This is a genomic window from Rhizobium sp. KNZ14-9A, from assembly GCF_056755015.1.
Genome location: NZ_JBPGXB010000002.1, coordinates 791,079 through 814,087, shown reverse-complemented (window position 1 = coordinate 814,087; position 23,009 = coordinate 791,079). Strand labels below are relative to the sequence as shown.

21 protein-coding genes and 1 other RNA gene are annotated in these 23,009 nt (G+C 61.7%); 9 read left to right on the top strand and 13 right to left on the bottom strand.

The features are described 5' to 3' along the window. Nucleotides 1–50: 50 nt before the first annotated feature. Nucleotides 51–1,334: an NAD(P)H-binding protein gene (locus ACR9ZQ_RS10145; RefSeq protein WP_481427691.1), complete on the top strand. Its 1,284-nt coding sequence runs from the start codon at nucleotides 51–53 to the stop codon at nucleotides 1,332–1,334. Continuing rightward, on the top strand, nucleotides 1,334–1,804 hold the full coding sequence (locus ACR9ZQ_RS10140) for a DUF2269 family protein (RefSeq protein ID WP_310387561.1): 471 nt from the start codon (nucleotides 1,334–1,336) through the stop codon (nucleotides 1,802–1,804). Before ACR9ZQ_RS10145 ends, ACR9ZQ_RS10140 begins: the two co-directional genes overlap by 1 nt. Here the strand turns inward: ACR9ZQ_RS10140 and ACR9ZQ_RS10135 are convergent. Further along, nucleotides 1,796–2,389 (bottom strand): LysE family translocator, encoded by a 594-nt coding sequence (locus ACR9ZQ_RS10135; protein ID WP_481427690.1) that lies wholly within the window; start codon nucleotides 2,387–2,389, stop codon nucleotides 1,796–1,798. The two genes, ACR9ZQ_RS10140 and ACR9ZQ_RS10135, sit on opposite strands and share 9 nt — an antisense overlap. Before the next feature lie 153 nt (nucleotides 2,390–2,542). Between ACR9ZQ_RS10135 and ACR9ZQ_RS10130 the strand changes: the two genes are divergently transcribed. After that, nucleotides 2,543–3,388, top strand: coding sequence for an aldo/keto reductase (locus ACR9ZQ_RS10130; protein ID WP_310387564.1), 846 nt, complete (start codon nucleotides 2,543–2,545; stop codon nucleotides 3,386–3,388). Nucleotides 3,389–3,468: 80 nt separating this feature from the next. Here ACR9ZQ_RS10130 and ilvN read toward each other — a convergent pair whose 3' ends face one another. Beyond that, a complete protein-coding gene (ilvN, locus tag ACR9ZQ_RS10125; protein ID WP_113323364.1) occupies nucleotides 3,469–4,041 on the bottom strand; it encodes an acetolactate synthase small subunit in 573 nt (190 codons plus the stop codon). A 26-nt stretch (nucleotides 4,042–4,067) separates the two neighbouring features. Continuing rightward, nucleotides 4,068–5,861, bottom strand: a complete 1,794-nt coding sequence (locus ACR9ZQ_RS10120; protein ID WP_310387566.1) for an acetolactate synthase 3 large subunit — start codon at nucleotides 5,859–5,861, stop codon at nucleotides 4,068–4,070. Between the two features lie 341 nt (nucleotides 5,862–6,202). Here ACR9ZQ_RS10120 and ACR9ZQ_RS10115 point away from each other — a divergent pair, with 341 nt between their 5' ends. Next, entirely contained in the window at nucleotides 6,203–8,233 is a 2,031-nt protein-coding gene (locus ACR9ZQ_RS10115; RefSeq protein ID WP_481427689.1) for an ATP-binding protein, read from the top strand. Nucleotides 8,234–8,242: 9 nt separating this feature from the next. Here the strand turns inward: ACR9ZQ_RS10115 and ACR9ZQ_RS10110 are convergent, their stop codons facing one another. Together ACR9ZQ_RS10110 and miaA are read right to left on the bottom strand one after the other, a co-directional pair. Next, nucleotides 8,243–8,791, bottom strand: coding sequence for a histidine phosphatase family protein (locus ACR9ZQ_RS10110; RefSeq protein ID WP_481427688.1), 549 nt, complete (start codon nucleotides 8,789–8,791; stop codon nucleotides 8,243–8,245). Between the two features lie 12 nt (nucleotides 8,792–8,803). Beyond that, nucleotides 8,804–9,697 (bottom strand): tRNA (adenosine(37)-N6)-dimethylallyltransferase MiaA, encoded by an 894-nt coding sequence (gene miaA / locus ACR9ZQ_RS10105; RefSeq protein WP_481427687.1) that lies wholly within the window; start codon nucleotides 9,695–9,697, stop codon nucleotides 8,804–8,806. Between miaA and serB the strand changes: the two genes are divergently transcribed. Then, a complete protein-coding gene (gene serB / locus ACR9ZQ_RS10100; protein WP_481427686.1) occupies nucleotides 9,696–10,586 on the top strand; it encodes a phosphoserine phosphatase SerB in 891 nt (296 codons plus the stop codon). The genes miaA and serB overlap by 2 nt on opposite strands. A 94-nt stretch (nucleotides 10,587–10,680) precedes the next feature. On the opposite strand, the gene ACR9ZQ_RS10095 is transcribed toward serB, so the two are convergent. From ACR9ZQ_RS10095 to ACR9ZQ_RS10065, 7 genes are all read right to left on the bottom strand, one after another. Continuing rightward, nucleotides 10,681–11,142, bottom strand: a complete 462-nt coding sequence (locus ACR9ZQ_RS10095; protein ID WP_405049749.1) for a transposase — start codon at nucleotides 11,140–11,142, stop codon at nucleotides 10,681–10,683. 686 nt (nucleotides 11,143–11,828) lie between these two features. Further along, nucleotides 11,829–13,568, bottom strand: coding sequence for a DegQ family serine endoprotease (locus tag ACR9ZQ_RS10090; RefSeq protein WP_481427685.1), 1,740 nt, complete (start codon nucleotides 13,566–13,568; stop codon nucleotides 11,829–11,831). Nucleotides 13,569–13,671: 103 nt separating this feature from the next. Beyond that, nucleotides 13,672–13,857, bottom strand: a complete 186-nt coding sequence (locus ACR9ZQ_RS10085) for a DUF2065 domain-containing protein (protein ID WP_310389440.1) — start codon at nucleotides 13,855–13,857, stop codon at nucleotides 13,672–13,674. A gap of 11 nt (nucleotides 13,858–13,868) precedes the next feature. Then, on the bottom strand, nucleotides 13,869–14,834 hold the full coding sequence (hflC, locus tag ACR9ZQ_RS10080) for a protease modulator HflC (protein ID WP_481427684.1): 966 nt from the start codon (nucleotides 14,832–14,834) through the stop codon (nucleotides 13,869–13,871). Between the two features lie 3 nt (nucleotides 14,835–14,837). Continuing rightward, nucleotides 14,838–15,938 (bottom strand): FtsH protease activity modulator HflK, encoded by a 1,101-nt coding sequence (gene hflK, locus ACR9ZQ_RS10075; protein WP_481427683.1) that lies wholly within the window; start codon nucleotides 15,936–15,938, stop codon nucleotides 14,838–14,840. A gap of 146 nt (nucleotides 15,939–16,084) precedes the next feature. Further along, a complete protein-coding gene (locus tag ACR9ZQ_RS10070) occupies nucleotides 16,085–16,606 on the bottom strand; it encodes a dihydrofolate reductase (RefSeq protein ID WP_310389434.1) in 522 nt (173 codons plus the stop codon). 113 nt (nucleotides 16,607–16,719) lie between these two features. Next, the gene (locus tag ACR9ZQ_RS10065) at nucleotides 16,720–17,514 is read right to left on the bottom strand and encodes a thymidylate synthase (protein WP_310389432.1); all 795 of its coding nucleotides are present in this window, start codon (nucleotides 17,512–17,514) and stop codon (nucleotides 16,720–16,722) included. Nucleotides 17,515–17,628: 114 nt separating this feature from the next. Between ACR9ZQ_RS10065 and ssrA the strand changes: the two genes are divergently transcribed. From ssrA to ACR9ZQ_RS10045, 4 genes are all read left to right on the top strand, one after another. Further along, nucleotides 17,629–18,005, top strand: a transfer-messenger RNA (tmRNA) gene (gene ssrA / locus ACR9ZQ_RS10060). 131 nt (nucleotides 18,006–18,136) lie between these two features. Next, nucleotides 18,137–18,649: an SspB family protein gene (locus ACR9ZQ_RS10055; RefSeq protein WP_481427682.1), complete on the top strand. Its 513-nt coding sequence runs from the start codon at nucleotides 18,137–18,139 to the stop codon at nucleotides 18,647–18,649. 47 nt (nucleotides 18,650–18,696) lie between these two features. Then, complete coding sequence (locus ACR9ZQ_RS10050; RefSeq protein ID WP_037070786.1) at nucleotides 18,697–18,885, top strand: DUF4169 family protein; 189 nt, start codon at nucleotides 18,697–18,699, stop codon at nucleotides 18,883–18,885. A gap of 82 nt (nucleotides 18,886–18,967) precedes the next feature. After that, on the top strand, nucleotides 18,968–19,189 hold the full coding sequence (locus tag ACR9ZQ_RS10045) for a ribbon-helix-helix domain-containing protein (protein ID WP_113325498.1): 222 nt from the start codon (nucleotides 18,968–18,970) through the stop codon (nucleotides 19,187–19,189). Nucleotides 19,190–19,211: 22 nt separating this feature from the next. On the opposite strand, the gene ACR9ZQ_RS10040 is transcribed toward ACR9ZQ_RS10045, so the two are convergent. Beyond that, nucleotides 19,212–22,925 (bottom strand): AsmA family protein, encoded by a 3,714-nt coding sequence (locus tag ACR9ZQ_RS10040; RefSeq protein ID WP_310389427.1) that lies wholly within the window; start codon nucleotides 22,923–22,925, stop codon nucleotides 19,212–19,214. Nucleotides 22,926–23,009 lie beyond the last annotated feature (84 nt).

Sequence of the window (23,009 nt, the reverse complement as noted above, 5' to 3'; positions counted from 1 at the left end):
TTACACGGCCGCCCCCTGCTCGATATGCCGTTTTTCGGTAGTCTCCCACTATGAACATCCTGATTCTCGGTGCCACAGGCTTCATCGGCTCGGCGATCGCAGCACGGCTGCTTGCGGACGGCTGCACCGTGACCGGGCTTGCCCGCAATCCCGACCGGGCACGGGTTCGCCAGCCCGCTATCCGCTGGATCCGGGCCGATCTGGAGAAGATGACCAATGTGGCCGACTGGGGGCCTGTGCTGGCAGGTCAGCAGGCGGTCGTTAACAGCTCCGGCGCCCTCCAGGACGGTCTTTCAGACAATCTCGCAGCCACCCAGCAACGCGCAATGATCGCGCTCCAGCAAGCGGCGCGACCAGCCGGCGTGACACTCATCGTCCAGATCTCGGCCCGAACCGACGGCGCCGGCAGCCACTTGCCCTTCCTCACCACCAAGCGTGCTGCCGATACGGCGCTTGCGGCATCCGGCCTGCCTTACGTGGTCCTGCGCCCATCCCTCGTGCTCGGCCGCAATGCCCACGGCGGCACCGCACTTCTGCGCGCGCTTGCATCCTTCCCCCTTGCCCTGCCGCTCATCCATGCCGACAGCCCGGTCGAAACCGTCGCCGCCGAAGATGTCGCCTCTGCCGTCTCGGCCGCGATCTCCGGCGCACTCCCCTCCGGTAGCGATATCGAACTCGCCGCCGAGGAACGGCACACGCTCGCAAGCCTCGTCAAACTGCACCGCGCCTGGCTCGGCCTGCCGGATGCGCCTGTCATCTCCATCCCGCCGGCAATCGCACGGCCGGTCTCATGGCTTGCCGATATTGCCGGCCATCTCGGCTGGCGCTCGCCGCTACGCTCTACCGCCATGACAGTCATGTCCGAGGGTGTGCGCATGGACCGCCCCACGCCCTCGGGTCTGCCGACACTCTCGGCTGCGGAGACGCTCGCCGCCCATCCCTCCGGCGTTCAGGACCTATGGTTTGCCCGCCTCTATCTCCTGAAGGCGCCGGTCATTGCCGGGCTGTCGCTCTTCTGGCTGCTATCCGGCCTCATCCCGCTTCTGGCCCCCGCGCAGGCAAGCGCTCACTTCCTGCCCTTCATGCCCGCGGGTGCTGCGGTCACGGTGACAGTCCTCACTTGCCTGATCGATATCGCGCTCGGCGCTGCAGTCCTCTTGCGTCCATTCGCCCGCCGCGCCCTCCTCGGCATGCTCGTCGTCTCCCTCGCCTATCTCTTGGGCGGCACGATGCTGGAGTCCGCGCTCTGGCTCGATCCGCTTGGGCCGCTCGTCAAGATCCTGCCATCGCTGCTGCTGACGCTTGCGGCACTCGCCATCCTGGATGAACGCTGATGCTCGCAGAACTGCTGCTTCTCGCCCATGTTGTCGGCGCAACTGTGCTCTTCGGCACCGGCGCCGGCATCGCCTTCTTCATGGTGATGGCCCATCGCACCCTTAACCCTGTCCTGATCGCCCATGTCGCCGGCACCGTCGTCATCGCCGATACGGTCTTTACGGCCACAGCCGCCATTCTCCAGCCGGTGACAGGCTATCTTCTTGCCCGCATCATCGGCTGGGATCTGACGGAAAGCTGGATTGCGCTATCGCTGGTGCTTTATGTCGTCACCGGCATCTTCTGGCTGCCGGTCGTCTGGATCCAGATCCGGTTGCGCAATCTCGCCCGCGCAGCAGCCGCCTCGGGCACTGCCCTGCCGCCGGCCTATTTCAGCCTCTACCGCGTCTGGTTCGCCTTCGGCTTTCCGGCCTTCTTCGCGGTAACAGGCATTCTCTTGTTAATGCTATCAAAGCCGACGCTATTTTAGCATCGGCCACAGGCTGAGCACGAGCAGCACCGCCATGGTGATGTTGAACCATTTCAGCCGCACCGGATCGGAAAGCCACTGCCGAAGCGCCGAACCGAAGCCCGCCCAGGTGGAAACCGAGGGCACATTGACCGCCGCAAAGGCAAGGCCGACGAGCAGCACGCTGATCAGATAAAGCTCCGGATTCGTATAGGTTGCCATCGCCGTGACCGCCATCACCCAAGCCTTCGGATTGACCCACTGAAAGGCCGCAGCGCCAAGGAAGGACATCGGTTTCACGCCGCTCTTGCCTTCGCTCAACGACCGCGATGTCGCAATCTTCCAGGCGATCCAGACGAGATAGGCGCCACCGGCAAATTTCAGCGCGATATAGACCGTCGGCACCGTATGCAGCAGCGCCCCGAGCCCCAGACCTACGGCAAGCAGCAGCGACAGGAAACCCGCCCCGATGCCGAACATATGCGGGATCGTACGGCGAAAGCCGAAATTCACGCCCGAGGCAAACAGCATCATATTGTTCGGCCCCGGGGTGATCGAGGTCGTGAAAGCAAAAAGCAGCAGGGCCAGAAACGTATCCAGCGGCATGAAACCCTCCCGGGGCCGCACGTGTTGACGATTTGGCGGCTTATCTGGAATTGGGTCAGCATAACTGCCCTAATTCACATCGACCATAACATGATTGTCATGGTGACAGGATTACCTGATAGTCTATCGAGCACGCACAGGATCAGAACGTACATGGACGCCCCCATCCCCACCATCACCTTTCCCGATGGCACCGAAGTGCCGGCGCTCGGCCAGGGCACCTGGGGCATGGGCGAGGATGCCGGCCATGCGAAGGAAGAGATTGCCAGCCTCAAGGCCGGCTTCGATCTCGGCATGACGATGATCGATACCGCGGAAATGTATGGCGACGGCGGCGCCGAGGAAATCGTCGGACAGGCGATCAAGGGACGCCGCGACGAGACCTTCATCGTCAGCAAGGTCTATCCCTGGAATGCCAGCCGCACCGGCACGATCACCGCCTGCGAAGGCAGCCTCGAACGCCTCGGCACCGACCGCATCGACCTCTATCTCCTGCATTGGCGCGGCAACTATCCGCTTACCGAGACCGTCGAGGCCTTCGAGACGCTGAAAGCCGCCGGCAAGATCCGCGCCTGGGGCGTCTCCAACTTCGATACCGACGACATGGAAGAACTGCTCTCCGTCCCCGGCGGTCAGAATGTTGCCGCCAATCAAGTTCTCTACAATCTCGCCCGCCGCGGCATCGAATACGATCTCCTGCCCTGGTGCCAGAGCCGCAACATTCCGATCATGGCCTATTCGCCGATCGAACAGGGCCGCATCCTGCACCACCCCGACCTGATCCATATCGCCAAGGCCTATCAGGCGACACCGGCACAGTTGGCGCTCGCCTTCCTGCTCGAACGCGACGGCGTCTTCGTCATCCCCAAGACTTCGAATATCGAGCGCGCCCGCGAAAACCGCGATTGCGTCTCCCTCGATATCACCGACGAGGACTGGGAAGCCCTCGACGCCGCCTTCCCGCCGCCACCAAAGAAAACGCCGCTGGAGATGCTCTGACCTCCAGCGGCGCAAACTGCCATTCAAAAGCAGCCGATCACATGCCCGGGCTGTAACCCTTACATGCCCGGGCTGTCTCTTTACATGCCCTGCCCGCCGCGGTTCATCGCGGCAATGCCAGTGCGGCAGACTTCGATGAGGCCGAGCGGCTTCATGATCGCGATGAACTGGTCGATCTTCGAAGACTTGCCGGTGATCTCCAGGATGAAGTGATCGATCGTCGCATCCACCACCTTGGCGTGGAAGGCGTCCGCTAGGCGCAGCGTCTCGGCGCGGGTCTCGCCATTGCCGATCACCTTCAGCAGCGCCACTTCCCGCTCGATCGGCCGGTCCTGGCCGAGCTCGCGGGCGCGTACCGTCAGGTCCACCACGCGATGGACAGGTACGATGCGTTCGAGCTGCGCCTTGATCTGCTCCAGCACATGCGGCGTGCCGCGGGTGACGATGGTGATGCGCGACAGATGCGCCGCATGCTCCGTCTCCGAAACCGTCAGGCTTTCGATGTTGTAGCCGCGGCCGGAGAACAGGCCGATGACGCGGGCGAGTACGCCCGGTTCGTTATCGACCAGCACCGAGAGCGTATGGCTCTCGACGGCCGCCGTTTCCGGAGAGATGAAGTAGGCAGAGCCGGTGGGTTGAAGGTGTGCGTTCATGATCCTGGGTTCCTACCTATCTATTGTTATACTAGCTGACGGCCCTTGGCGTCGATCGCATTGGCGACCGCTTCGTCCGTGGCTTCGTCTGGCAGCAGCATTTCATTATGGGCCTTGCCCGAGGGGATCATCGGGAAGCAGTTGGCGAGATTGGCAACGCGGCAATCGAAGATAACCGGCTTCTTGACGTCGATCATCTCCTGGATGGTCGCATCGAGATCGTCGGGCTTCTCGCAGCGCAGGCCAACGGCGCCATAGGCTTCCGCGAGCTTCACGAAATCAGGCATCGCTTCCGTATAGGAGTTGGACAGGCGGTTGCCATGCAGCAGCTGCTGCCACTGGCGCACCATGCCCATGTACTGGTTGTTCATGATGAAGATCTTGATCGGCGCATTGTGCTGGATCGCTGCCGACATTTCCTGAATGCACATCTGGATCGAGGCATCGCCGGCAATATCGATGACGAGGCTTTCCGGATGGGCGATCTGCACGCCGAGCGCCGCCGGCAGGCCATAACCCATCGTGCCGAGGCCGCCCGAGGTCATCCAGCGGTTCGGCTGTTCGAAGCCGAAGAACTGGGCCGCCCACATCTGGTGCTGGCCGACTTCGGTCGTGATGTAGGTGTCGCGATCCTTAGTCAACGCGAAGAGACGTTCCAGCGCATATTGCGGCATGATCACGTCCTTGCTCATCGTATAGGCGAAGGAATTGCGGGCGCGCCAGCGGGTAATATCGCCCCACCAGGCATCGAGACGGCTCTTTTCCGGCTTCTTCGGCAGTGCCCGCCACAGGCGGATCATGTCTTCCAGAATATTGCCGACATCGCCACGGATGCCGACATCGACACGGACGTTCTTGTTGATCGAAGACGGATCGATATCGATATGGATCTTCTTGGAATTCGGCGAGAAGGCGTTCAGACGACCGGTAATACGGTCGTCGAAACGGGCACCGATGCAGACCATGACATCGCAATCATGCATCGCCATGTTGGCCTCATAGGAGCCGTGCATGCCGAGCATCTTCAGCCAGTTCTTGCCGGAAGCCGGATAGGCGCCGAGACCCATCAGCGTCGAGGTGATCGGGAAATCTGTCAATTCGACCAACTCGCGCAGCATGCGGGAGGCTTCCGGGCCGGAATTGATGACGCCGCCGCCCGTATAGAAGACCGGCTTGCGGGCGTTGGCCATCAGCTCGATCGCCGCCTGGATCTGGTTCAGGTCACCCTGGATCTTCGGCTGGTAGCTCTTCTGGATGGCATGATCGGCCGGCGGCGTGTAGGTGCCGGTGGCAAACTGCACGTCCTTCGGGATATCGACGACAACGGGGCCCGGACGGCCCGACTGGGCAATACGGAAGGCCTCATGGATGACGGCGGCGAGCTCGTTGACATCCTTGACCAGCCAGTTGTGCTTGGTGCAGGGGCGCGTGATGCCAACCGTATCGCATTCCTGGAAGGCGTCCGAACCGATCAGCGGCGTCGGAACCTGGCCGGAGAGGCAAACGAGCGGAATGGAATCCATCAGCGCATCCTGCAGCGGCGTGACGGCATTAGTGGCACCGGGGCCTGACGTCACCAGCATGACGCCGACCTTGCCGGTGGAGCGGGCGTAACCTTCGGCCGCATGGCCGGCGCCCTGCTCATGGCGCACGAGGATGTGCTTGATATCCTCCTGCTGGAAGATCTCGTCATAGATCGGCAGGACGGCACCGCCGGGATAGCCGAAGATGTGCTCGACACCATTGTCCTTCAGCGCGCGGAGAACGATTTCCGCTCCCGTCATCCTGTTGTCTGCCGCTTGATTGTCCGTGCTCGCCATGTGTCTGTTCCGTTTGATGCTGGAGATCTGAGGTTTGTGGCCGGAAGCCCTGATTTCGGGCATAAAAAAGGCCCCTGAGGAGCCTTCGTCTTGCGCATGGGTGGCTATCGCCGGATGGTTACACCATCCTGCCCATGCGCTTTCCCACCACGATAAGAACGTTCGAAATTGTCATGGGCGGAAGTGATAGACAGAAAATTTCGCAGCGTCAACGCATTCCGAAATAAAAAATCGGCACGCCGTCAACTGCGCAAACCGTCCAATGGGCCGTCCAATTCTGGGGCTGAAGGATTTATTAAAGGATCGATTCTATCCTGCCCTTTAATGCAGGGAGTAACCCTTTGCTCAACAACGACATGATGACGACAGGCAAAGCAGGCGAACAGGATCGCCGCGACAGCCTTGCGCCGGGGAACAGATTTCTCGGGCGTGTCGTTGCATGCAGCGGATCGCGCGCCACCATCGCCGCCGTGGCGGAAGCCGGCGGCACCGATCTCACCGAATTATGGTCTGTCGGCCGGCTGATTTCGATCAGCGTCGGGCGCAATCGCGTCGTCGCCCTCGTCTTTTCCATGAATACCGGTAGCCAGGGCTGGGGCGAAGGTCAGGACAATATCTTTCGCATCGAGACCGAGCTTCTTGGCGAAGTCCGTGTCGACGAAGACGGCCGCGAGGAATTCTCGACCGGCATTTCGCGCTATCCCTATCTCGGCGCCATCGCCCACCGCATCCGCTCCGCCGACTTGATGCGCATCTATGATGCCGGCAAGGGCGCCACCGCCGTCATCGGCAATCTGACGCAGGATGAAAGCATCGACGCGGCGATCCATGTCCCCTCGATGCTGTCGAAGCATTTCGCCGTGGTCGGCTCGACCGGCGTCGGCAAATCGACCGCCGTCTCGCTGCTCTTGCACAAGGCGATCGAGGCCGATCCGAAGCTGCGCGTGCTGATCCTCGATCCGCATAACGAATTTGCCGCCGCTTTCCCGAAACACGCTGTCACCATCGATACCGATACGCTCGACCTGCCCTTCTGGCTGATGCGGCTGGAAGAATTCGCTGAAGTTGTCTTCCGCGGCCGCCCGCCGGTGCCCGAAGAGCTCGACATGCTGCGCGATATCCTGCCGGAGGCCAAACGCGCCTTTCGCGGCAGCGACAGTTCGCTGGTGCGCCGCCAGACGGAAAAGAGCTCGATCACCGCAGACACTCCGGTGCCCTATCGCATCGCCGATCTGCTTGCCCTCATCGACGAGCGCATCGGCAGGCTGGAAGGCCGCGCCGAAAAGCCCTTCCTGCGCTCGTTGAAGATGCGCATCATCGCCGCGATCAACGATCCGCGCTATCACTTCATGTTCTCCAGCAACACGATCAGCGACACGATCACCGAGACCATCGCGCAGATCTTCCGCATACCCGGCGACAACAGACCGATTTGCACTTTCCAGCTCGCCGGTATCCCCTCGGAAGTCGTCAACTCCGTCGCCTCGGTACTTTGCCGCATGGCCTTCGAAATCGCGCTCTGGAGCGAAGGCGCCATTCACATGCTGGTCGTCTGCGAAGAGGCGCACCGCTATATACCCTCGGACCCGAACCTCGGCTTTGTCCCGACGCGCCAGGCCATCGCCCGCATCGCCAAGGAAGGCCGCAAATACGGCGTCTCGCTCGGCATCATCACCCAGCGCCCCGGCGAACTCGACCAGACGATCCTGTCGCAGTGCTCGACGCTCTTTGCCATGCGTCTTGCCAACGACCGCGACCAGGAAATCATCCGCTCGGCCATCCCCAATTCCTCGATCTCGACGACGAGCTTCATCTCCTCGATCGGCAACGGAGAGGCGATCGCCTTCGGCGAGGCGATCCGGGTGCCTATGCGCATGCGCTTCTTGCGCGTCGACGAAACCCTGCTGCCGAAGGCCCATAGCGCCACCAGCAAACATGCCGAGGAAGACCCTGACACCGTCGACCTGCGCCGCATCGTCACCCGCATGCGGGCGATCACATCAGGCCCCGATATCTCCACATTCCAGCAGAGCTACAGTGCAGCGATAGCGGATTACGAGCCGGAAGAGGATTTCGAAGACGAGGACGCTGCTCAGCCCCACGCCGCTCCGTCGGCAGCACAGGCACCGCTTGAACCCTATCGCCCCGGACTGCTGCCGCAGAGCCACGCGCCGCATCCCGAGCCCCCGCCGCTCTCGCCGCAGACCTCGATCGACGCACGCCTGGAAGCGCTGCGCCGCGAAATGCGTCGCGACGAGCAGCCGAGGCCGGCCTTTGGCGAACAGACGTCAGCGCAGCGTCGCGAGGGCGGCATGTCGCTGCGCGAAAGCATCCTGAAGAAGCCGCTGAGCAGCCTTTACGATAAGGACTGAGCCGTCAGCTCAGTGGAAATAGGAGATCGTCTCGATCCGCATGGTCTCGTCTTCGACCGCGAGTTTTATGACTGTTGGCATGGTGAGGAGCTTCCATAATTCATAACCAGACGTTCCAGTCAGATTCCCAAGGAAGCTGCAGATAATACGGCCGTGAGAAACGACTGTGCATCGCGTCGCTCCGTCCAGCCGCGAGACGATCTGGCTCAGACCAGTTCTGAATCGCGCTGCCGTTTTGGCATGGGAATCGCCCCAGACCTGGTTTTCCCGATCGGCGAAGTAGCGCTCGACCGACATCGCGAAATCGTCGCTTGATATCCATGCCGCTTTGGTGGCCCGATGCTCGCGAAATTCCTCAATAGCAGTCACCGGCAGGTGCGTCAGCTGTCTTGCCGTCTGCAACGCCTTCGATTCAGGACTGCTGAAGACCAGTTCGGGCAACATGCCTTTGAGAGATGCAGCCACTGCACGGCCAGCATCGGTCAACTCCCAGGAGGCGGGAGGGCGCTTCGGATCGGGCATCGTCTCTGCATGGCGAACAAGATAAATTTCACGCATCGCTAGAACGCCTCAAGTCAACCGCTCCCAGCTTTCATCCATCTGATTACGGAACCAGGTCATCTGCCGCTTGGCGTATTGGCGTGTGGCGGCGGCCCCGCGCTCGATCACCTCGGCACGGCTCATCTCACCACGCAGCATCGCCGCGATCTGCGACACGCCGATCGCCTTCATGACAGGCATTTCCGTGGGAAGATCAAGCGCGAGTAGCGCCCTCACCTCGTCTTCCGCCCCCTGCTCCAGCATTTTCTCGAAACGTCCGTTGATACGCTGATGCAGCACGGCGCGATCCGGCAGCACGACGATTTTGCGGGCCGTATCGGGATCGACGAGGACGGGTCCCACCTGCCCCTGGAATTCCGCGATCGACTGGCCCGTCGCCTCGAAAACCTCAAGCGCCCGCACGATCCTCTGCCCGTCCTGTACGTTCAGGCTTTCGGCCATGGCGGGATCAACCTTCGCAAGCTCCGCATACAGGCCCTCCGGACCCTCCTCCAGAAGCCGTGCGCGCAGCCGCTGCCTTATCTCCTCGGGAATGACGGGCATTTCCGACAACCCGCCCGTCAACGCCTTGAAATAAAGCCCGGTGCCGCCGACGAAGACCGGCATTTTTCCTTCGGCGTGGATGCGCGGCAGAAGCACCGTCACGTCCCGCAGCCAGGAACCGGTCGAATAGGCCTGCGCGGCCGGCACATGGCCGTAGAGACGATGCGGCACGCCTTCCATATCCTCTTCGGAGGGCCGCGCCGTCAGCACCCGCAGCGTGTCATAGACCTGCATGCTGTCGGCATTGATCACCACGCCGCCATGCTCTTTGGCCAATTCCACTGCGAGCGCGGACTTGCCGCTGGCAGTCGGCCCGGTTATCAGGATCGCATTCACAGCGCTCAGAAGGTTTTCCATCATGGCCCTCGTTGCCACGCTTGTTGCCAATCCGTCAAACCCCGTTCTTTCGCCTGAGATCGCCGAGCGCGCTTCAGACGCCGTCAAGGCATCCGGGCTCTACTGGCTGGCGGATGGCATTGCCTGCGATATCGTGCTCGCAGACGGCTCCGACAGGCGGGCAGCGGAGGCCAATCTGCTCGCCGTCATCGCCAACAGCCCGATCGATCTCGTCATCCAGGAACAGGAAACCCGCCGCAAGAAGCTGCTGATCGCCGATATGGATTCGACCATGATCGGCCAGGAATGCATCGACGAACTCGCCGCCGAAGTCGGCCTGAAGGAAAAGGTCGCCGCCATCACCGCCCGCGCCATGAACGGCGAGATCGCCTTCGAGCCGGCGTTGCGCGAACGCGTCGCCCTCCTGAAGGGCTTGCCGATCTCCGTCGTCGACGAAGTGATCGCCAAGCGCATTACGCTTACCCCGGGTGGCCCCGAACTGATCGCCACCATGAAGTCGAAAGGCTATTATACCGCCCTCGTCTCCGGCGGCTTCACAGTCTTCACCAGCCGCATCGCAGCCACCCTGGGCTTCGACGAAAACCGCGCCAATCTCCTGCTTGAGGAAGACGGCCTCCTCTCCGGCCACGTCGCGGAACCCATTCTCGGCAAGCAGGCCAAGGTCGATGCTCTCAACGACATCGCCACCCGCCTCGGCATTCCCCCCGGAGAAGCCATTGCCGTCGGCGACGGCGCCAACGATCTCGGCATGCTGCATCTGGCCGGCTCCGGCGTCGCCCTCCACGCCAAACCGGCTGTCGCTGCCGAAGCCGACATGCAGATCAACCACGGCGACCTGACGGCGCTGCTCTATATCCAGGGCTACCGGAAGACGGATTTCGTGACGGCTTGAACCGCGCGAGGCGTGGCTGAAAACTGAAAAGGAGCGTCATAACCGCTCCTTTCGCGTCTTGGGGCGGCAAGCGCCCCTCCCCACCCTCATCAAGTCAGTTGCTGACAGGATCGTTGAGTGCTCTCAGTCTTGCATTGGCGACGACGATGATGTGTCGCATGACGGCATTGATGGCGAGGCGTTTTGGCTTTCCGGCCTTGACGAGGTTTTTGAAGATATCGGCAAAGCGGTTGTTGCCGCGTATGGCCGCAAGCGCTGCCGTGAAGAGAGCCGGCCTGATGTGGCGGCGTCCTCCTGTGATGGTTCTGTAGCCGTTGCGTGTTCCGCTGTCGCGTGGATGGGGAGCGCAGGCCGCCAGGCTTGCAGCCTTGCGCCGGTTGATCTGTCCGAGTTCGGGCATGCTGGTGATCAGCATCGTCGACAGGACGGCACCTATACCGGGAATGGCGCGCAGGATGGCCTGACGCGCCTTCAGCTGCCGGCTGCTTGCGACGATGGCCTCGATCTCCGGCCTTGGTGCCGAAGGACCGGATGAAGGCCTTGACCTTGGCGGCATCGGCACGATGGGTGGGAATGGCGAGGCTTTCGAGGACCTTTATCAGCACGTCTTCGTAGCCGCCGGTCGCCTCGCAGACGGCGAGCATGTCGGTCGATCCGGCATAGGGTTTGAGGGCCGCACGCAAGGCAGAGGCCTCGTTTGCAACGGTGATGGTCTTGCGCGTGAGGCTGGAGAAGAAGGTGACGGTGCGCGCCGAGACGTCGCAGCCGAGAGCGGACTGGATTTTGCAGGCGTGAGTGGTCATGATGGGGTTCCATGCTTGGCATTGTCTGCGGGCTCGGCTCCTGCCGGCCCATTCAAGTCAACAAGCGATGCGAAGCTGGTGTGGCAGCGTCCCATGATGAGGCCGGTCGTCAAGACCTATTCCTGTGCGGGTGCACTGTTGCATGATCCCCGGGGCGGCCACCTCGGGGATCATCCATGCTTCCCATCCAGTAAAGCACGAAACCAACAGACAATTCCTGTGCTTGTCACAGGAATCCAGTGTATTGGAACTGTGGTAGAAGGGTTGCGGACGGAAGGCCAGCCACCGCGTGTCCTACTTGACAAGAAATGAAAGTCTTTCAGGCCCAAGGACTTGGGCCTGCTGGATCCCTGTGACAAGCACAGGGATGAGGGAGAGCTCAGCTTTCGCCGCGGCTAGTCAGTAACAGCCGTCGGGCTCTCTTGGCGGCGGACAGCCCTCACTCCATCGGCACGGCAACAAACCGCAGGTCGCCATTCGCTGCAGCGACCATCATCTGCGCGTTGCGCCGGCCTTCCTGCTTCAGCGTCTGCACCTTGGTGGCAACCGCATCCGGCGACTTCATGAATTCCTGCGCCACTTCGACGATCACGTCGCCGGGCTTTAGCCCCTTTTCGGCGGCGGCCGACCCTGGCGCAACCTCGGTTACGACGACACCATCAACGCTTTCGGCAATGCCGAAGGCCTTGCGGGTCTCGGGGCTGAGCAGCGAGAGTGAAAGACCGAGCACATGCTTCGGAGCAGCCTGACCGGGCGTTGCCTGATCCTGGCTCTGGCTTTGCCCTTGTCCTTGGCCCTGTTGCTGCGGATCCTGGCCGTCAGGTGCGGCTTGCCCCTGATCGCCGCCCTGATCCGGTTCGTCCATATCGTTGTTTTCACCGGGATCGGGATTGATGACACCGTCATCCGTCGAACTGTCATTGGCTGCCGCCTGGTCGCTATCCTCGAGACGGCCGAGCGTTACCTTGACGGTCTGCTCCTTGCCGTCACGCATTACCACCACGTCGACCTCTTTGCCGACGGGGCTTTCGGCCACCACGCGCGGCAGGTCGCGCATCTCGCTGACGACCTTGCCGTCGAATTTCAGGATCACGTCGCCCGCCTTGATCGAGCCGTCATCGACCGGCCCGCCTTTGATGACACCGGCGACCAGCGCGCCCTTGGCAGTGTCGAGGCCGAGGCTGTCGGCCACTTCGTCGGTGACGGGCTGGATGCGCACGCCGAGCCAACCGCGCCGCGTCTCGCCATATTCGCGAAGCTGGTCGACCACGCCGGAGGCAAGCTCCGACGGTACCGAGAAGCCAATGCCGATCGAGCCGCCCGATGGAGAGATGATCGCCGTATTGATACCAATCACCTCACCCTTCATATTGAAGAGCGGACCACCCGAATTACCCTTGTTGATGGCCGCATCCGTCTGGATGAAATTGTCATAGGGGCCGGCATTGATGTTGCGGCCGCGGCCCGAAATGATGCCGACCGTCACCGATCCGCCGAAGCCGAACGGGTTGCCGATTGCCATCACCCAGTCGCCGATGCGCATAATGCTGGAATCGCCGAACTTGACGGATTTCAGCGGCTGTTTCGGCTCGACCTTCAACACCGAAAGGTCGGTCTTGGTGTCCGTACCGATCAGCTTGGCCTTCAGCTTGGAGCCATCGGCGAAATTGATCTCGATGTCGTCGGCGCCCTCGATCACGTGGTTGTTGGTGACGATATAGCCGCTGGGGTCGATAACGAAGCCGGAGCCGAGCGAGCTGACATTATGGTTGGGCCCGCGATTGCCCTGCTGCTTGTTGAAGAAATCGTTGAAGAATTCCTGGAAGGGCGAGCCGTCGGGCGCGCGCGGCGCCGGGCCTGCACCCTCGTCATCCTTCACATTCTGCGAGGTCGAAATATTGACCACAGCATCGAGCAGTCCCTCGGCGAGATCGGCGACCGAAGCCGGTCCATTGCCCGGAGCCGTCATCTGCACCGGCGGAGCGGCGGGCGTCACCGCAGCCGGGGAAACCGGCGCCGGTTGAGGGGCCGCAGGGGCCGGTGCTGCCTGTTCAGGTGTCGCTGGTGCGGGGGCGGTTTGCGCATGCGCAACACCGCTTGCGCCGACATTTGCCAGAAGGGCGGTGCCGGCCAGCAGCGCGAGCGTTCGTCTGAAGGGCGAGCGAGTCGTGGGGGCCATCAAGCTTCCTCGTCTGGGGTAAAGGCGCACATACAGCACCAGCATAAGGCGGAATGATGGAGGGCGAAATCACCTTTTCGCGAAATCCCCTTGCGAATGTGATCTAGCCTCGCAAAAGCCAGACACAGCCGACGCCGAGGGCTATCGCTGCAAGCCCGAAGACCCTGAGTTGCCGCTCCGGAACGGTGGGGAGAAGCTTCGCTATCTCGATAAGAAAACGAGGGGCCAGTGCGTAGACCAGCCCCTCGATGATAAGGAAGAATGCAAGTCCGGTCAGGAGGTCCTGCATTCAGTCTGTCGTCAGTTCGCCGGCAGTGCCGGAGCGGCCGGCTGTGCGGCCGCAGGCGGCACGAGGCCCCCGGTCTGGCTCGGTGCAGCAGGCTGGTTGCCGTCCGCATTCTCGAAGTAGCGGAAGAACTGCGAGGTCGGCGAAAGCACCAGCGTCGTGTCCGGCGAGGAAAGTGCCGTGGAATAGGCGGCCATCGAGCGGTAGAACTCGAAGAAGGCCGGATCCTTGCCGAAGGAATTGGCGAAGATACGGTTGCGCTCCGCATCACCCTGACCGCGCAGGATTTCCGAATCGCGCTGAGCATCTGCGGTAATCTCGACGACCTGGCGGTCGGCGACAGCCCGGCGACGCTGGCCCTCTTCATTACCCTCGGCGCGGATGCGCTCGGCCTCGGCCAGACGCTCGGAGCGCATGGCGTTGTAGGTGTTCGGAGCCACTTCCGGCGAAAGGTCCGTCCGGCGAATGCGGACGTCATCGATATGCAGGCCGAGATTTTCGGCATCGGTGCGCAGATCGTCGCGGATTTCGAGCATCATCGCCACGCGCTCTTCCGAAAGCGCGGCATTGTAGTCACGCAGACCGTAGACGCGGCGAAGCGAGGAATCGAGCTGCGCACGCAACCGTGCTTCGGCAGCGTCGCGGTCGCCGGAGACCGTTTCGCGGAAACGGCGCACATCCGAGATGTTGTAGATCACGAAGGCGTCGACATCGAAGGTCTGGCCGTCCTGAACCTGAACGCGGATATTGTCGAGGTCGAGCCTGAGCGCACGCTTTTCCACGAACTGCACACGGTCGGCATCCATGAAGCCGAATGGCAGCTTGAAGTAGAGGCCGGGCTCGCTCTTCACCGACTGGATCTGACCGAAGCGCACGACGATGGCCTGCTCACGCGCATTCACGACGAAGATCGACGAATAAAGAATGGCGAGAAGGATCGCGAGCGCGATGAGGATTACGGGAAGTCTGTTCGATACCATGGTTCAACCTCCCTGCCGTGCCGGTGCTGCTGCCGCCGGTCTGTTGATCTCGTTGAGCGGCAGGTAGGGCACAACGCCCTGCTTCTCGTCGATCACGACCTTCTTGGAGTTCTTCAGGACCTGCTCCATCGTTTCCAGGAACAGGCGCTTGCGGGTCACATCGGGAGCCTTCGAATATTCGTCGTTGATGGCCGTAAAGCGCTGGGCTTCACCTTCCGCTTCCTTGACGACGCGATCCTTGTAGGCGGCTGCGTCTTCGCGGATACGGGCGGCATCGCCTCGTGCCTGACCGAGCTTCTGGTTCGTATAGCGGTTGGCGTCCTCGATCGTGCTGTCGCGGTCGCGGCCGGCACGCTGTACTTCTTCGAAGGAGTCGGCGACTTCGCGCGGCGGCGCCACGTTCTGGATCGTCACGCCGGTCACGGTAATGCCCGCGCCGTAACGGTTCATCGTATCCTGAACGATGTTGAGAACCTGCGTCTCGATCGGCTGGCGGTTGCTGCGGAAAGCGTCCAGCGCCGGACGGCGGCCGACGACTTCGCGCATGGCACTGTCGGAAACCTGCTGCAGTGTTTCAGCCGGATTTTCCACACCGAAAAGATAGGCCTTGGGATCGCTGATCGTATAGAAGACGGCAAACTGCACATTGATGACACTCTTGTCGCTCGACAGCATCAGCCCGCTCGAAGAGCCTGCCGTGGTCGCGCCGATGTTCAACTGCTGCACCGTCACCTTGACCGTCTCGACGGTTTCAACCGGCCAGAAATGGAAATGCAGGCCCGGCATGGAAATCTCTTGCTTGGGCTGGCCGAAGCGCAGCTCAACGCCGCGCTCGTCCGGCTGGACGACATAAATGCATTGGAAAAGCCAGAAGATCGCGACAACAGCCACGATGATCGCAACGACACCGCCGTTGAAACCACCCGGAATGAAGCCGCGCAGTTGATCCTGCCCGCGCCGGATGATGTCTTCCAGATCGGGCGGACCGCCCTTGCCGCCGCCACCGCCGCGTGGACGGTTCGGCCCCTGCCCCCATGGTCCCTGATTATTACCGCCGCCGCCGCCCCAAGGGCCGCCGCCGCCATTCTGATTGCTCCAGGGCATCAAAACCTCGTTGTTCGTTACGTCATACACATCCGACCGCCGTGGGGGCTGCCGGCGGATGCGATCCGACCGTTATAGGTATCACCGCATCTGCTTTCAACGCAGCGTCAGAAACTTGGTCAATATAATTGGAAAATAGTTCCTTTTCAGGCATCTCGCCGTTCATAAACGACGAAACGCGTGGGATAGGTGTCCCTTTCCCCCGAGGGAACATCGAGGCTCTCGGTCGCTACCCAGATTGTGGGATCGATCTCGGGAAAGGACGTGTCGCCATCCACATCGGCTTCCACATGCGTCACACACATGCGGTCGACGAACGCCATCGCCTGCGCGTAGATCTGCCCGCCGCCGAGGATGGAGATCTCGTTTTCACCCTGCTTGCGGGCGAGCTCCTCGGCCATCTCTATCGCCTCGTCGAGCGAGCGGGCCATTTGCACGTCGGGAAGATCGATAGCGGCACCGCGCGAGATCACCACGTGCTGGCGCCCCGGCAGCGGCTTGCCGCCGAAGCTCTCGAATGTCTTGCGGCCGACGACGACAGGCTTGCCTGTTGTCATCGCCTTGAAGCGCTTGAGGTCGGTCGAAAGCCGCCAGGGCATGTCGCCGTCGCGGCCGATGATGCCGTTGCGCGCAACGGCAACGAAGATGGTCTTGCGGATATCGGACATTGGCCTTCCCGGCTTGGAGCAAGTCGCGCAAAAATGTGCAGCGGTTTTGCGATTACGACATGCGAAACAAAAGCCTAAAGCGTGGCAAGCGATCTGAAAGATCGCGACACGCTTCAGACAGCAATCGGCGCCTTGATATTGGCATCGGCGTCGTAGCCGACGAGTTCGAAATCCTCGTAGACGAAGCCGAAGATATCCTTCACATCGCGCTTGATCAGCATGCGCGGCAGCGGCTTCGGCTGGCGCGCCAGCTGCAGCTTCGCCTGGTCGAAATGGTTGTGGTAAAGATGTGTATCACCGAGCGTATGGACGAATTCGCCATATTTCAGCCCAGTCACCTGCGCCACCATCATCGTCAGCAATGCATAGGAAGCGATGTTGAAGGGAACGCCGAGGAAGATGTCGGCCGAGCGCTGATAGAGCTGGCAGGAAAGCTTGCCGTCAGCCACATAGAACTGGAACAAGCAGTGGCAGGGCGGCAACGCCATCTCGTCCACTTCTGCCGGATTCCAGGCCGACACGATGTGACGGCGCGAATTGGGGTTCTTGACGAGGCCTTTTACGAGATTGTCGATCTGGTCGATATGCCCGCCATCGGGTGCTGGCCAGGAGCGCCACTGCGCGCCATAGACCGGGCCGAGATCGCCTTTTTCGTCGGCCCATTCGTCCCAGATGCTGACGCCGTTTTCATGCAGGTAGCGGATATTGGTCTCGCCCTTGAGGAACCACAGTAGTTCATAGATGATCGAGCGAAGATGCAGCTTCTTCGTCGTCAGCACCGGAAAGCCGGCATCGAGATCGAAGCGCATCTGATAGCCGAAGACCGAACGCGTGCCCGTGCCCGTGCGGTCGCCCCGGTCGGAGCCTTTTTCCATCACATGGCTCAAGAGGTCGAGATATTGCTTCATGGTCGCCACCGATTCCTTTTGCACCCAATTTAAGGGCAAAGCGGCCGCAAACCAATGCGTCTTGCTGATTATCCAAGCAAAATCCCTGGAGAGCACGACGCTTTTATGACGTATCCCCTTCCCTTGCGATCACAAAAACACTATATCAGCCATGCCGGCTTTCGGGCCGGCTATGGCGATAAACGGGCGGTGGAATAAACCTATTGGACCCGGGGGCGGTACCCGGCGCCTCCACCAAAAACAGGCGGCTCTCCTTTTGGAGAAGGGCCTGCTTTTGATGGGGGCGAAATAGGATCGACAAGGGTGTAAAGATCGACTTTTCGCTCGGCATGATACCGCCGTTATCGGGTCACAAGTGTAGTTGCAAACGACAACAACGCTAAGGAATACGCTCTCGCTGCCTAACGGCGGTGCGGGAATTCCGCTCTAAGTCCTTACGGTTAGCCCCGTAAGGCGGGGTCCGAAGGCACCTGGCAACAGAAGCCTTCACCTTCTCCCCTTTTTCGATGAAATCATGTATGCTTGATGAACGCATAAATCGGCTTGCGCCTTTCCCAAAGCGCCCGGACGTGCCATACAAGTTCGTGAAAAGACTTCCAAACCGACGAAAGACAGGAAAAGCATGGGGCAGGATCATATCCGCTACGACATTCTGGCACAGGACGCGTTGCGCGGTGTCATCCGCAAGGTCTTGACCGAAGTCGCAACGACGGGCCGTCTGCCCGGCGACCATCACTTCTTCATCACGTTTCTCACGGGCGCTCCCGGCGTGCGCATCTCGCAGCACCTGAAGTCCAAATATCCCGAACAGATGACCATCGTCATCCAGCACCAATTCTGGGAACTGAAGATCACCGAATCCCATTTCGAGATCGGCCTGTCCTTCTCAGACGTGCCGGAAAAGCTAGTCATTCCCTTTAACGCCATCCGCGGCTTCTACGACCCCTCGGTCAATTTCGAGCTGGAGTTCGACGTACCGCTGAGCGACGGCGAGGAACTGCCGGCGGCCGAGATCACCGCCTATCCCGTTGATGCCGTCAAGGCGGAGGACGCGGCTGCAAAGCCTGCCGCAGAAGGCGAGGAAAAGAAACCGGGCTCCGTCGTTTCGCTCAATTCTTTCCGCAAGAAGCAGTAATGCCGAGGGAGGCGAAAGCCTCCCTTTTTCATGATGGAGGCAACCGCGTGAGCGCCGAAATCGTCAATCTACGCCAGTTCCGCAAGCAGCAGGCTCGCTCCGAAAAGGAGAAGCAGGCAGAGCAAAACCGCATCTCCCACGGCCGTACCAAGGCTGAAAAGCAATTGACCCGCGCCCTCAACGAAAAGGCCGAAAAGGCGCTTGATCAGGGCCGGATCGAAGACGACAAGACCTGATCGCCGGCGGGTGAAAAGCCTGGGCGATCAGACAGATGCGGTTCCTGACTGAATCGCTTTCTCAACGAAGACGAAGCAGGCGATGATCCGCAAACATTCGGCGACGTTGCATGGGCACCGCACCAGTTTCTCGCTGGAAGATGAATTCTGGACCGAGTTGAAGGCGATTGCCGCGGGTCGTTCCATGCCGCTCGCGGCGCTGATATCAGAAATAGACGATGGCCGCGCGCCTGACAGCAACCTCTCCTCGGCGCTGCGCCTGCACGTTCTGTGCTGGCTGAAAAACGCCGTGGCGAACGCCTGATCGTCCGCTTGACCGGCCCTTCTTACTGGGCCTGAACGCCCGGCAACTGATCGAAATTGAGCTGGCCGGGCTGCAAGGGCTGTTCGGCTCGCCGCGCGGCCTCAGCCTCCGAAGCAGCCTTTGCCTTCGCTTCTGCCTCAGTCTTGGCGCGCGCCGCAGCCTCGGCAGCCGCCTTCGCCTCGGCTTCCGCCTTGCGCTGGGCCGCCTGCTGCGCAAGAGCCCTCAGCCGCTCTTCTTCCGCCTGCCGCTGCCGCTCGATCTCGGCAGCTGCAGCCCGCTGGGCGTCATTGAAGCGATAGAGCGCCACCTCGCGCCGCAGCCGCTGCTTTTCCAGCACATTGGTCTGCAGCCGCTCGACACGACGCCGCTCGCGCTCGAAGGCGCGCAGCGAGAGAAAGCTGGTAATATCGGTCACATCCATCGTCTTGCCGGGCGAGGCCAGCAGGCCGGAGAAGTTCAGCCGGATGCCCGGCTCCGCGCCCGAAAGCGCCTCCGCGCCGGGATTGAGGCCGATGCCAAGTGTCGCGCTGATGCGCCCCTGCGGCAGCTCGATTTGCGCGTCGGCGCTCAAATGTGCCAGATCGTTGGCAACGCTGACATTCTGGACCCGCAGCGTACCGTCAGTCACGTTGAAGGGAATGCCGAGCGGTGGCAGCTTCGCCTCGCCATTGTTCAGCAGCGTTTCGACAATCGGATGTATCTTGCCGGCATTGATCTGGTCCTGCATCGGATCGGTGGCGGCCAGCAGCGGCGCCAGGATCGCAAGGTTCAACCCGCGAACGCTCGTCTCGCCGAGCCGGATTTCGCCCGAGCCATTCAGAGAACTCGCAATTTCCGAAACCGTCTTGCCCGAAGCTTCGAGCGCCAGAGACATGCCGAACTTGCCGTTGGCGACAGGCGCGCCGTCGCGCGGCCAGACGACGCCGCCGAGATCGGAATCGGCAAGTGCAAGCCGCAACTGCAGGAAGCCCGTGCCATTGGCATTCGTAACGAGCATATTGCCGGAGAGCGCGCCGCCATCCCAGTTGCCGGCCATGTCGTTGAGCTGCAGCTCGTCGCCCTTGTAGGCAACGTTTGAGGTGAAATCGTTCACAGCCGTGTTCAAAAGCCCAGGCCAGAACTGCTTGGCGGTAACCTTCAGATTGACGTCGAGATCGCGGAAGAGCGGCAGGCCGAGGGCGGCCGTTGTCAACTGGCCGTTGGCGGGATCGTTGATCTGCCCGAACACGGCTTCGCCGAGCCAGCCGAGATCGGCCTTGGAAAGCGCGAGCGTGCCGCTCGCCGTCGTCTTTGCCGCCTTGCGATCGAAGGTCAGCCCGCCGGCAAATTCATTGTCGGCAGCATGCCCGTTGAGATCCGCCAACACCACCTTATCGGCATCGATGGTCGCGTTGGTCTGCAGCTTGAAGGGCAGCCCGGTGCCAAGCTCAGGCAGCGCGATGCCGTTCATGACCAGATACGGATCGAGATCGGCGCTTTCGAGCGATACGGCGACATTGCCGTTCATGAAAGTGTCGGGCCGTACATCGACCTTGCCGTTTGCCGTAAACGACGTCCGGTCTGTCGCGAAGGTCAGCGCGGCATCGGCAGGATCATTGCCCGCCGCCGTTACCTTCAGCGTCATACGGCCATTGGCGCCCGCGTCGACCGGCAGCGGATCGAGACCCGCCTGCCCGAACAGGATCGACGGCACGGCATTGTCGAGCGTCGCCTCCAGCGTCGTCGTGCCGCTGCCCGTCAGCGCCAGGAGGTCGGACATGCGGTAGTCGAGATTGACGCGGCTGCCGTTCGAAACGCCTGCGAGCGTCACCGAAAGCGCATTGCCGTCGTCGCCGCCGAGCGTCAGCGCGCCGCGCAGTGCCGTATTGCCGTACCAGCCGGCGTTGCGCACCAGCCGGTCCATTACAGGATGATGCGGCAGATGCTCGCGCAGCATGGCGAAGAAGGCGCCGGGATCGGCGGCCTTGAAGGTGATCTCACCGGTGCCCTTATAGTCGAGCAGCGATCCCTCCGCCTTGCCCGTCGCCGTCAGTTCGGCGCCCGCAAGGTTCTTGATCGACAGCCGGTCGACGGAAAGCGCCCCATCAGCGAGCGTAAAGGTCGTCTCGACATTATCGGCCTGCACGCCGAAGGCCGTGAATTTGTCGGCCTGGAGCTGCGCGGCAATCTTGTGATCGAGCACATTGTCGCCGGCATCCTGACCGGTAAAGAGACCAGTCAACGCCCTCAGCGCATCGAGATCGAGTGAATCGCCATTGAGCGCAACGGAAAGCGACGGCGTCTGGCCGTTGGTCGCCTGCCGCTCCAGCCGACCCTTCAGCGTCGCAGCACCGATCGCGATCTCCAGGTTCTCGAAGCGCTGCAGATCACGCGTCAGGCTGACATTGGCCGAAAAGCCCGCCTGCCGGAGCTGGCGGATCGCCGGATCGACCGAACCTGCCAGCCAGGAGGCAAGGCCCGTAGGCTGCGTGGAGGCAACCACCATCTGGCCGTTGAAGGACGGATCACCCGTGAGCGTCAGCTTGCCCTTGCCTTCCACCTGCGTGCGGCCGGGCAGCGTGCCGACGGCATTGTCGATCATCCAGCCATTGCCGGCCGGCCTCAGTTCCAGCGCCACGTCGCGGATCGTCGTATCGCCGGCAACGATTGCCGGCAGGCGCACCGTCGCCTTGCCCGGCACTTGCGGGATCGGAACCTGGCCGACAATTTCGAGCAGCGAGTTCAATCGCTGACGTGCCGAAACCGCAGGGTCGCGGTTGGTCTTGCCCGCGGCACCCTGATTGCCGATACGGTTGACGTCGATCTGCTGGCCATCGGCGGTCAGCAGGAATTCCGGCGCACTGCCGGTGTCGAGCGTCGCCTCGCCCGTGATCACATAAGGGTCGTCGGTCGAGCCGACTTCCATACGGTATTCGGGAACGCGGATGCGGTCGTTGGTGAGTTCGAAACGACCCTTGAGGCGCGGCGGCGCCTCCCCCTTTTCGCTCTTGCCCTCACGGTTTTCGATCGCCGCAACCAGCGTGCCCTGATAGTTCGGCCGGCTGTCGACGAGCTTCAGTTCACCATCGAGATCGACGGTGACGGGATGCTTGTCCGGCGCAAGCCGGGTGCGCACGCGCAACACGCCACTCTCGTCCGGCTGATTGCTGGAGATGGAAAAGCTGCCATGTTCGCCGTCTAGCGTGCCATCGCCCTCGATGCGCCATGGACCGGCGAGCGACTTCGCCGACATTTCGGCATTGAGCCCCGTCACATGCCGCGAACGGCCGGACTGGTCGTCGATGAACTCGATCTCGCCGCCGTTGACATGCACATTTTCCAGAACGACGGTCTTGGCCGGAATTTCCGGCTGGCTGCCGCGCATCCAGTCCAGCGAGCCGTCCTTCAGAAGCCGCAGCCGCACCTTGGGGTTGACGACCCGCATGTCGAAGATCAGCGCCTCGCCCGAGAGGAAAGGCGCAAGCTCGGCATCCATGGAGAACTGCTCGACCTGGACGACCGGCGTGCCGTCTTCTTCCTGGCCGACGCGCACGTCATGCAGCGTCACGGACGGAAACGGCAGCAGCCGCGCGTCGACCGTGCCATGCACCGTCACCTTCTTGCCGATGATGCGGCTTGCCTGATCCTCGAAATTCATCCGGAAATCCGTCCAGTCGATGAACAGCGGTGCCAGCAGCGCCACGAAGAGCACTACGACGATCACTCCTCCTAGAAAGACGAGGAACCGGCCTACCAAGTCAGGGATTCTCCATTCGGGATTCTGTTGCCGACACTAGCGCTATTCATGCCGGGGGCAAGGGCCAAGATCATGAGATTATTC

Excerpts from the sequence above, each read along its gene's own strand:
- ACR9ZQ_RS10145 (WP_481427691.1), top strand. The coding sequence starts at position 51 with ATGAACATCCTGATTCTCGGTGCCACAGGCTTCATCGGCTCGGCGATC.
- ACR9ZQ_RS10140 (WP_310387561.1), top strand. The coding sequence starts at position 1,334 with ATGCTCGCAGAACTGCTGCTTCTCGCCCATGTTGTCGGCGCAACTGTG.
- ACR9ZQ_RS10135 (WP_481427690.1), bottom strand. The coding sequence starts at position 2,389 with ATGCCGCTGGATACGTTTCTGGCCCTGCTGCTTTTTGCTTTCACGACC.
- ACR9ZQ_RS10130 (WP_310387564.1), top strand. The coding sequence starts at position 2,543 with ATGGACGCCCCCATCCCCACCATCACCTTTCCCGATGGCACCGAAGTG.
- ilvN (WP_113323364.1), bottom strand. The coding sequence starts at position 4,041 with ATGAACGCACACCTTCAACCCACCGGCTCTGCCTACTTCATCTCTCCG.
- ACR9ZQ_RS10120 (WP_310387566.1), bottom strand. The coding sequence starts at position 5,861 with ATGGCGAGCACGGACAATCAAGCGGCAGACAACAGGATGACGGGAGCG.
- ACR9ZQ_RS10110 (WP_481427688.1), bottom strand. The coding sequence starts at position 8,791 with ATGCGTGAAATTTATCTTGTTCGCCATGCAGAGACGATGCCCGATCCG.
- serB (WP_481427686.1), top strand. The coding sequence starts at position 9,696 with ATGGCCCTCGTTGCCACGCTTGTTGCCAATCCGTCAAACCCCGTTCTT.
- miaA (WP_481427687.1), bottom strand. The coding sequence starts at position 9,697 with ATGATGGAAAACCTTCTGAGCGCTGTGAATGCGATCCTGATAACCGGG.
- ACR9ZQ_RS10095 (WP_405049749.1), bottom strand. The coding sequence starts at position 11,142 with ATGCCGCCAAGGTCAAGGCCTTCATCCGGTCCTTCGGCACCAAGGCCG.
- ACR9ZQ_RS10090 (WP_481427685.1), bottom strand. The coding sequence starts at position 13,568 with ATGGCCCCCACGACTCGCTCGCCCTTCAGACGAACGCTCGCGCTGCTG.
- ACR9ZQ_RS10085 (WP_310389440.1), bottom strand. The coding sequence starts at position 13,857 with ATGCAGGACCTCCTGACCGGACTTGCATTCTTCCTTATCATCGAGGGG.
- hflC (WP_481427684.1), bottom strand. The coding sequence starts at position 14,834 with ATGGTATCGAACAGACTTCCCGTAATCCTCATCGCGCTCGCGATCCTT.
- hflK (WP_481427683.1), bottom strand. The coding sequence starts at position 15,938 with ATGCCCTGGAGCAATCAGAATGGCGGCGGCGGCCCTTGGGGCGGCGGC.
- ACR9ZQ_RS10070 (WP_310389434.1), bottom strand. The coding sequence starts at position 16,606 with ATGTCCGATATCCGCAAGACCATCTTCGTTGCCGTTGCGCGCAACGGC.
- ACR9ZQ_RS10065 (WP_310389432.1), bottom strand. The coding sequence starts at position 17,514 with ATGAAGCAATATCTCGACCTCTTGAGCCATGTGATGGAAAAAGGCTCC.
- ACR9ZQ_RS10055 (WP_481427682.1), top strand. The coding sequence starts at position 18,137 with ATGGGGCAGGATCATATCCGCTACGACATTCTGGCACAGGACGCGTTG.
- ACR9ZQ_RS10045 (WP_113325498.1), top strand. The coding sequence starts at position 18,968 with ATGATCCGCAAACATTCGGCGACGTTGCATGGGCACCGCACCAGTTTC.